Below are 7343 nucleotides of genomic sequence, written 5' to 3'. Positions count from 1 at the left end.
GGCCCGACAGCGCCGGGAGCGGACCGGACAGGTGCGGAGGAAAGCTGCCCCGAACGGTGTGTATCCGATAGGGAAGCCCTGTTGGACGGCGCGGACGCGGCGGCGGCAACCTGGCCGGGGAAGCCGGCCGAACAGGCCAGCCGGCCGGTGGCGTCGACCGTCAGCCAGGCCCATCCCTGCCGGGCGAGATCGGCGAGCAGGGCCGGCGCGGCGTGGCCGGCGGCCAGGGCGGCCGTGGCGTAGGCGTCCGCCAGGGCGGCCGTGGCGTAGGCGTCCGCCCCGACGACGGTGACCGAGGCCAGCGCGCTCGCCGGAGTCCCGGTACGCGGGTCGACGACGTGCTCGCCCCGCTCCGAGACGCCCGACGTGGCGACGGCGAGATCCGTGCCCTCGACCACCGCGACGAGCCGGGCCCGCTCGAAGGGGTCGGCGATCCCGGCCCGCCAGGGCCGGCCCGTCCCCGAGGCTCCCCGGACCAGCAGGTCCCCGGCCGCGTTGACGCAGTGGTCCGGGGCGCCGGCGTCGGTCAGCGCCCGGGACGCCGCGTCCGCCGCCCAGCCCTTCACCAGGCCGGTCGGATCCAGGGTGCCGTCCGCCCGCCAGGCCGGGTCGAAGCTGCCGCCGGTCCGCTCCCGGCAGGCGTCGGCCAGCCGGTACACCTCGCGGACGTGCTCCGGGCAGTCGTCGAGGCCGATCTCGCCGCGCCGCAGCCGGGAGACCCAGGAGCCCGGCAGGAAGGTGCTGAAGTCCTCGTCCGCCCGGTGCAGCACCGCGGCCGCCGCCGCGATCGCCGCGTCCAGTTCCGAGGGGCCCAGCTCCGCCGCGCCGCGCGGACGGCGGATGTCGATGCTGACGACCGTGCCCATCACCGGTTCGGCGTGGACCCGGCCCGGCCGGCTAGGCACCGGCCCGGTCCAGGGCGGACTGGACGGACTGCGCGTAACCGTCGCTGGTGTAGGAGGCCCCGGAGACGGTGTCGATCCGGGCGCTCTGGACGTCGAGCACCTCCTGGCGCAGGATCGGCACCGCCCAGTTGTTGATCTCGATATCGCGCCGCTCCCGGTCCGGCAGCCGCAGGGCCACCACATCAGTGATCGTCTTTCCGCTCAGGACGACCTGGACCTGCACGAAGCCGTAGCGGGTGCGCACGGCGTCCCCCGTCACCGTCCGGGTGGTGGCCGTGCCCGACGAGCCGCCGGCGGCGGGGCTCGACGGGACGGATGTCGCGCCGCCCGCCCCGCCCGATCCGGATCCCGCGGGCCGGCCGCTGTCGTCGGCGGCGGACCCGTCGTGCCCGTCCGAACCAGCGGATCCGGAGGCCTCATCCGCCGGATCCGGAGCCGGGACACCTCCCGCCGTAGCGGGCCGCTGGCCCGTACCGGCCGTGGCCGGCGCGACGGCGAGCGCCACGGGCCGCTCGCCGGGCCCGGTCGCGGCCTTCGCGCCGACCACCAGGCCGACGGTCGCCAGCAGCGCGGCAAGGCCGAGCCGCGCCCGGTGGGATTTTCCGGCGTTCTCGTTCATCTCAGCGTGAACTCCTCAGTGTGGATCTGCTTGCCGGACAGCCCGAGGCCGCGCAGCGCCCGGACGACCGCGTGTGTCATCCCGGCGGGGCCGCAGACGAAGACGTCCCGTTCGGCGACGTCCGGCACGGCCGCGACGAGGAAACGCGCCGCCAGCGGGTCGTATCCGAGGTCGCGCCGGGAACCGACCACGCGGTGGACGACCAGCCGCCCGCTGCCGACCAGCCGCCCGCTGCCGGCCAGCCGCTCGAACTCCTGCCACAGCGCGAGATCACCCGCCCGGCTGACCCGGTGCACCACCACGACGTCGTCGCCACGGGCGAGCAGCTCCTCCGTGAGCGCCCGGACCGGTCCGATCCCGCTGCCGCCGCCGACGAGCAGTGTCCTGCCCCGGCTGGCGTGCTCGGCGGTGAAGTGCCCGAACGGGCCTTCGGCCACGACCGGGGTGCCCGGCCGCAGGTGGGCGATCGCGCGGGAGTGGTCGCCGGTGGCCTTGACCGTGATGCGCAGCCGGTCCGGTCGCGGCGGGGCGGACAGCGAATAGGGGTGCGCGCTGACGAGATGCCCGCGGGCGGCGAACCGCCACAGCAGGAACTGCCCCGCCACCGCACCGAGACGATGCAGGTCACGGCCGCGGATCCAGACCGAGACGACCCCGGGCGCCTCGTGGACCACCCGCTCCACCGCCATCCGGTGCCGGCCGACGGCCACGGCCGGCAGGACCAGCCGCCAGACGACCAGGCAGCCGGCGACCGCGAGGTACATCCCCTGCCACAGCAGCCGGTTGACCGGATGGCCGACGAAGTCCGCGCCGGTCGCCGTCTGGTGGGAGTACGCCAGGAGCACGGCAAGGTAGGCGGTGAGGTGCAGCAGGTACCAGGCCTCGTAGGAGACGCGCCGCCGGACCGCGCGGGCGCTGGCCACTCCGACGGCCACGAACAGCAGGGTGCCGATGGTCGCCTTCCACATCTCCGGATAGGTGGTGACCACCGTGACGAGCTCGGACAGCGGCTGATGATGCGTGGTCAGGCCGTAGCCCCACACCGTGAGCAGGACGTGGACGACGATGAGCAGCACGACGTTCGTGCCCAGCCCACGGTGCCAGGCCGCCAGCCGGTCGAGCCCGACCGCACGTTCGAGAACGGGGATCCGTGCCATGAGCAGGAGCTGCACGAGCACCAGGTAGGCCGCCAGCAGGCCGCTGACCCGGCCGGCCGCGGTCATGGCCGGCCCGGCGCCGCGCACGCTGGACGCGGCGGTGTCGAACCACCACAGGGCCACGACCACGGCTCCCCACACCACCAGGGCGAGCCGTACGGCGAGCCGCGGGGACCAGCGCGGGGAGCGGCGCGGCGGCACGTGCCGGCCGTGGGCCGCACCCGGCACGGCCTGGTCTCCCGGCGGGCGGGGAGGACCTGGCTGCCGCGTGGGCGCCGCCGTGCCGACGCGGGCCGGCCCGCGCGTCCGTGTCCCGCCAGCCGGATACCACGTGAAGCTCATGGACACGGATGATGACCGTGAAAGCTGGGAAAACGCTGTGAAGAGCCTCAGAACTTGCCGGGACTTCCACGGTCTTCCTACCCCGACCGCAAAAACCGATCGTAGGGCTCCCGACCGGCCGCGGGCGTCCCGACGAGATGGCGACGGCTTTCGACGCGGGGCGGCGAGGGGACCGGACCGCCGGGTCGGTTAGTGGACTGTGTCGGATGGGAGATAGCACAGCGGCGACACAAAAATACCCTTGATAACCGAGCCCCGAAGTCACCGCCTCGGGCCACGCACAGGGGGAGGCCGATCGTGCCGCGTTCTGGTTGGGACCAAAGCCAGTGGATCGACTACGACGCATACGTCCTGAACGTCTTCGCGGGAGGCAGCACGGCCTGGATCGAGTACCGCTACACGATCGGCCATGTCGGATGGCGGCGGATCTACACCGCGCCGGACTCGACCGAATCAGAAGTACTGACAATCGCCACCGCCGCCAAGGCTTCCGGCCGGCCGGTACGTGTCCGGGTGACCAACAGCAGCGGCCCCGGCGGCACAGCCGAAATCGTCGCCATCCAGACGCTGTGACAAAGGAGCTGTGACGCTATGGCCAGGATTTCACCCGGGCAGGAAGCGGAAACGACACCGTTCGGCGCCGACCTCCGGCCCTTCACCGATGGTGACTACATAGCCGCGCCCAGCCGGATCCGTCCCGACGATCTCGCGGAACCCGGGCCAACAGGCGCGGACGTACGGACCGTCGACGGTATCGACCGAGCGGCGCTCGTCCTGTGGGACGTGGCCGGCGACGAGCCGCACCCGCTGGGCGCGGTTCTGCGTCCCGCTCCGGCGGAACAGCAGAGCTGATCTTCACCTGTTCCTTTTCACCTTTCCTCTTTCTTCTTTCTGTTTCCTCTTCCTGTTTTTCTCTTTCTGGTCGGGTGAAGGCCCAGCGCCCCACCGTCCGCACCCGGCCCCGAGCTCTCATCTCATGCGGGACCACGGCCTGCCGGCCGGACGGAGGGCGGCCGGCAGGCCGTGGTGCGGGGCCCTCCTACCGGATGGGCTTCGTCCCGATGACGACGGTGGCGTTCAGTTCGTCGGACGTGACCACCTGTGGGAGCAGCCCGTTGCGGACGACGGCTTCGACGGTCCGCGCCGCCTGGCGCTCGCTGGTCTCGACCAGCAGGTGGCCGCCCGGCGCCAGCCGCTGTGGCGCCTCGGCGGCCATCCGGCCGCCGGCCGCCCAGGGCAGCACGCCCAGACGCTCTTCGTGTTCGCGACGGCGCCAGCCGCAGCGGTCGGCCGACGAGCCGCGACAATGGTCACTGTAAGGATGCGATCGATGACCTGACAGAAAGGGTCTTGCGATCGGGCTCACAACGGCGCACTCTTGTAGCTGTCCGGTCGGGTTGTGGTTCTTCCAGCGTTGGTCTTGACGACGGACGCAGGCAGACGTCATCCCGACCCTGCTGGCGGGTATCCACACCCGCTGTTGCCGTGGAGGAGCGCAGGTGCCATGAACGCCATCGACTGGGCGGAAGCCCCAGGGTCGGGGCGTCTCAGGCTTCCCTCCCGCCCGGCCTGCAGATCCGATTGGTTGCCACGGTCACGCGTCGGCGGGACGTAGGTAGTCGATCACGCGGCGCTCCGGACGACGATCGTCATGGAGCGCGAGCCCTTCTCTGGATTCATTGCACGCCTGACGCTGTCAGGCGGTCTTTTCGTCGCTGTTGTTTCCGCGCAACGGGAGGTGATCAGCGTGGCCACTGTCACGACTAACCTGCTCAGCACCCCGCTGGAGGATCCACGTGTCGAGCGGGTGCGCCGCACCGCCCTCGCCGCATACGTCGACGGAAAGATCAGCTTTGCTCAGGCGAACTCCCGTGTCCGCAAGGCGCTGGAAAGGTTCCACGTCTGATCTGACCGCCGTACGCACGACCGCCAACCGGCCAAGGTCCCGGTCAGCAGGTCCAGCCGAGCCGAGCCGATCCGATCCGTCGGCAGGCCGGGGAAGAACGCACCCGCCAGAGCGGTCTCGTTCTTCTTCCGCCCCGCCCGGCGGACGGCATCAGCGACCCGCTGTGACGAGTGGAGTTCTCTACACCGCCACTGCGGCCGTTCGGAGTCACTGCGGCCGTTCGGAGTGCGACTCGTGCTGGGGCTCCCGCTCGTGCGCGCCGCCTGCCACCCGGTCCCTGCCCAGACCGAGAATCCCGGCCGCGACCAGTACCAGGGAGGCGACGAAGGCCACCATCCGCGGTCCTTCGGGTGCCGACTCGTCGAACAGGGTCAGCCCGAGCATCACCGGCAGGAAGGCCGATACCCCGCTGGTCACCGGGAAGGCGATCACCGCCGCCCGCCCCTGCAGTCCCCGCTGCTCCAGGCCCAGGGCGAGCACGGAGAAAACGATCAGGACGTACGGGGTCGGGGTGGCCAGCAGGCGGGCCAGCTCATGATCGTCCAGGTAGAGGCCGATCTGACGGGTCGCCAACGTCGCGATCGCGTAACAGGCCCCCGCGGACAGCCCGAACAGCAGGGCCGCCCGGGCAACCCGCTCCGCCCTGCCCGCCTGGTTCGCCAGCCAGGCGCCCACGGCCGTGAACGTCAGCCCGCAGGCCAGGAACAGCCCCATATCATGATTGCTCGCCGGGTCACCGAGTTCGGCGCCGCGGCTGAAGGCAAAGGTGAGCAGGACGATTCCGGCAACCATGGACGCCATCCCGCGCCAGCCGGCCCGGCTGATCCGCTCCCCGAGGAACCGCCGGGCCAGCAGCGCGAAGACCACCATGTCGCCCGCCATCAGCGGCGCGACAAGGGCCACCGGGGCCACCGACAGGGCCAGCACCTCCAGCAGGAACGACCCGGCCTCGACCGCGAGCCCGAGCAGCCACAGCGGGCGCACGGTGAGACGGAGCAACAGCCCGAGCCCGAGCCCGCCGCCAGGCGGTGCCTGCCGCGCCGCGACAGCCTGGATCATGGGGGCCATCCCGTAGAAGGCCGCTGACACGACCGCGATCGGCGCGCCGACGGCAAGCGCGTCGTTCACGCGCCGCCCGGAATCCGGCCGAGGTGCGTACGTGCGCCACCGCTGCGTCCCACGTCTCCCACCATCCCACCTCCGCTGCCACGCCACGCCCGTACGGGCTGTCTCCTACCAGTCCTACCAGCCATTACCGAGCTCGACCTGACTGAGCGCGGCGCCGAACGCCTGCTCCCAGGCGTCCGGCGTACCGACCACGCGGACCGAGGGCGGCTTGGTGCGGTCCAGCGCGGCAAGCACCGACCGGCGCAGGGACGCGGTGTCCGCGGAGGTCACGTCCGCCCGGCCCCGGTCGAGTTCGAGCTGGAGGTTGTCCCGGCCGTGACCAGGCACGACGTCGAGCAGCAGGAGATCGCGCCCGATCACGCGGGCCTCGCTGCAGGTGTCCCCCGACGAGGTGACCACAAGATCGCTCGCTGCCATCAGCTCGGGGATACGGTCGGTGAAGCCGAACGGGATGACCTGCTGGCGCGTGCGCGCCAGTCCCCGCAGCCGGGCCTCGAGCGAGGTGTTGCGCCCGGCCACCGCGATCACCCACACACCGGCCTCGGCCAGCGCCCGGGCACCGTCGACCAACGGGCCGAGGCCCCAGGAGCCCGACATCAGCAGTACGCAGCGCGCGTCGGCGGGGATGCCGAGAGCAGCCCGGGCCGCCACCTGCGTCGGTGGGTCGTAGAAGGGCTGGCGCACCGGCGTCGGGACGACGGCGATCCGCGCCTGGGGATGGAACCGGCGGACGAACCGCGCTGCCGTGGCCGAGGTGACCAGGTACAGATCGGTGTTGTCGTGCACCCAGAGCCGGTGGACGCAGACATCCGTACAGAACACCGCCGTGATCATGTCAGGATGCTCGGGCTTGATCCGGCTCGCCGCCGCGGCCCCGGTCGCGAAGATCGACAGAAGCAGCTCGACCGGCTGCTCACGCAGCGTCGACGCCAGCCTGGGGACGAGGAACCGGGACGCGACCGCCTCGATCACCCGCGCCAACGGGCCGCCCGGCCGCATCTGCGAAAAGTGCACCGCGTCGTAGAGTCCCGGCACGGCCAGCATCCCCCGGAACACGGCCTCCCCCATGGCCCCGGCACGGCCGCCCATCATGCGCAGGGAGTCCAGCGTGCGGGTGGAGAACCCACGCAGGGCCAGCGAGTGCGCGCAGGCCTGCGCCATGACATCGTGGCCCATCCCGAGCGAGCCCGACAGCAGCAACGCCCGCTTCCCAGCGTGCTGGGGCTGCCGGGCCGGGACCGTCACCGGGCCACCCGTGGGGCCATCGGCCATATCGTCGATCATGA

Annotated in this window: 9 protein-coding genes; 3 read left to right on the top strand and 6 right to left on the bottom strand. The window is 72.0% G+C overall.

Features of this window, described 5'->3' with window-relative positions; genetic code table 11:
- The 3 genes from AC5LUJ_RS02870 to AC5LUJ_RS02860 all read right to left on the bottom strand — a co-directional run.
- Nucleotides 1-905: FAD:protein FMN transferase (locus AC5LUJ_RS02870; protein WP_493464411.1), on the bottom strand; the 905-nt coding region annotated here is incomplete at its 3' end.
- The gene (locus tag AC5LUJ_RS02865; RefSeq protein WP_250282989.1) at nt 898-1524 is read right to left on the bottom strand and encodes an FMN-binding protein; all 627 of its coding nucleotides are present in this window, start codon (nt 1522-1524) and stop codon (nt 898-900) included. The genes AC5LUJ_RS02865 and AC5LUJ_RS02870, both read right to left, overlap by 8 nt.
- Nucleotides 1521-2909 carry a ferredoxin reductase family protein gene (locus AC5LUJ_RS02860; protein ID WP_493464410.1) on the bottom strand — a complete coding sequence of 463 codons (1389 nt, stop codon included), beginning with the start codon at nt 2907-2909 and terminating at the stop codon, nt 1521-1523. Before AC5LUJ_RS02860 ends, AC5LUJ_RS02865 begins: the two co-directional genes overlap by 4 nt.
- Before the next feature lie 411 nt (nt 2910-3320).
- Here AC5LUJ_RS02860 and AC5LUJ_RS02855 point away from each other — a divergent pair, with 411 nt between their 5' ends.
- The gene (locus AC5LUJ_RS02855) at nt 3321-3596 is read left to right on the top strand and encodes a hypothetical protein (protein ID WP_250282993.1); all 276 of its coding nucleotides are present in this window, start codon (nt 3321-3323) and stop codon (nt 3594-3596) included.
- Between the two features lie 18 nt (nt 3597-3614).
- Complete coding sequence (locus AC5LUJ_RS02850; protein WP_250282995.1) at nt 3615-3875, top strand: hypothetical protein; 261 nt, start codon at nt 3615-3617, stop codon at nt 3873-3875.
- Nucleotides 3876-4062: 187 nt separating this feature from the next.
- Here AC5LUJ_RS02850 and AC5LUJ_RS02845 read toward each other — a convergent pair whose 3' ends face one another.
- Nucleotides 4063-4266 (bottom strand): hypothetical protein, encoded by a 204-nt coding sequence (locus AC5LUJ_RS02845; RefSeq protein ID WP_250282997.1) that lies wholly within the window; start codon nt 4264-4266, stop codon nt 4063-4065.
- Between the two features lie 504 nt (nt 4267-4770).
- On the opposite strand from AC5LUJ_RS02845, the gene AC5LUJ_RS02840 reads away from it, so the two are divergent.
- Nucleotides 4771-4929 (top strand): hypothetical protein, encoded by a 159-nt coding sequence (locus AC5LUJ_RS02840; RefSeq protein ID WP_250292674.1) that lies wholly within the window; start codon nt 4771-4773, stop codon nt 4927-4929.
- A gap of 207 nt (nt 4930-5136) precedes the next feature.
- Here AC5LUJ_RS02840 and AC5LUJ_RS02835 read toward each other — a convergent pair whose 3' ends face one another.
- Complete coding sequence (locus AC5LUJ_RS02835) at nt 5137-6057, bottom strand: DMT family transporter (protein ID WP_250283002.1); 921 nt, start codon at nt 6055-6057, stop codon at nt 5137-5139.
- A gap of 114 nt (nt 6058-6171) precedes the next feature.
- Nucleotides 6172-7341 (bottom strand): MGDG synthase family glycosyltransferase, encoded by a 1170-nt coding sequence (locus tag AC5LUJ_RS02830; protein WP_250292676.1) that lies wholly within the window; start codon nt 7339-7341, stop codon nt 6172-6174.
- Nucleotides 7342-7343: the final 2 nt, after the last annotated feature.

This window comes from Protofrankia sp. CiP1_Cm_nod3, assembly GCF_982290655.1.
The sequence above is the reverse complement of the archived record's forward strand: the minus strand, read 5'-3'. Positions and strand labels throughout refer to the sequence as shown.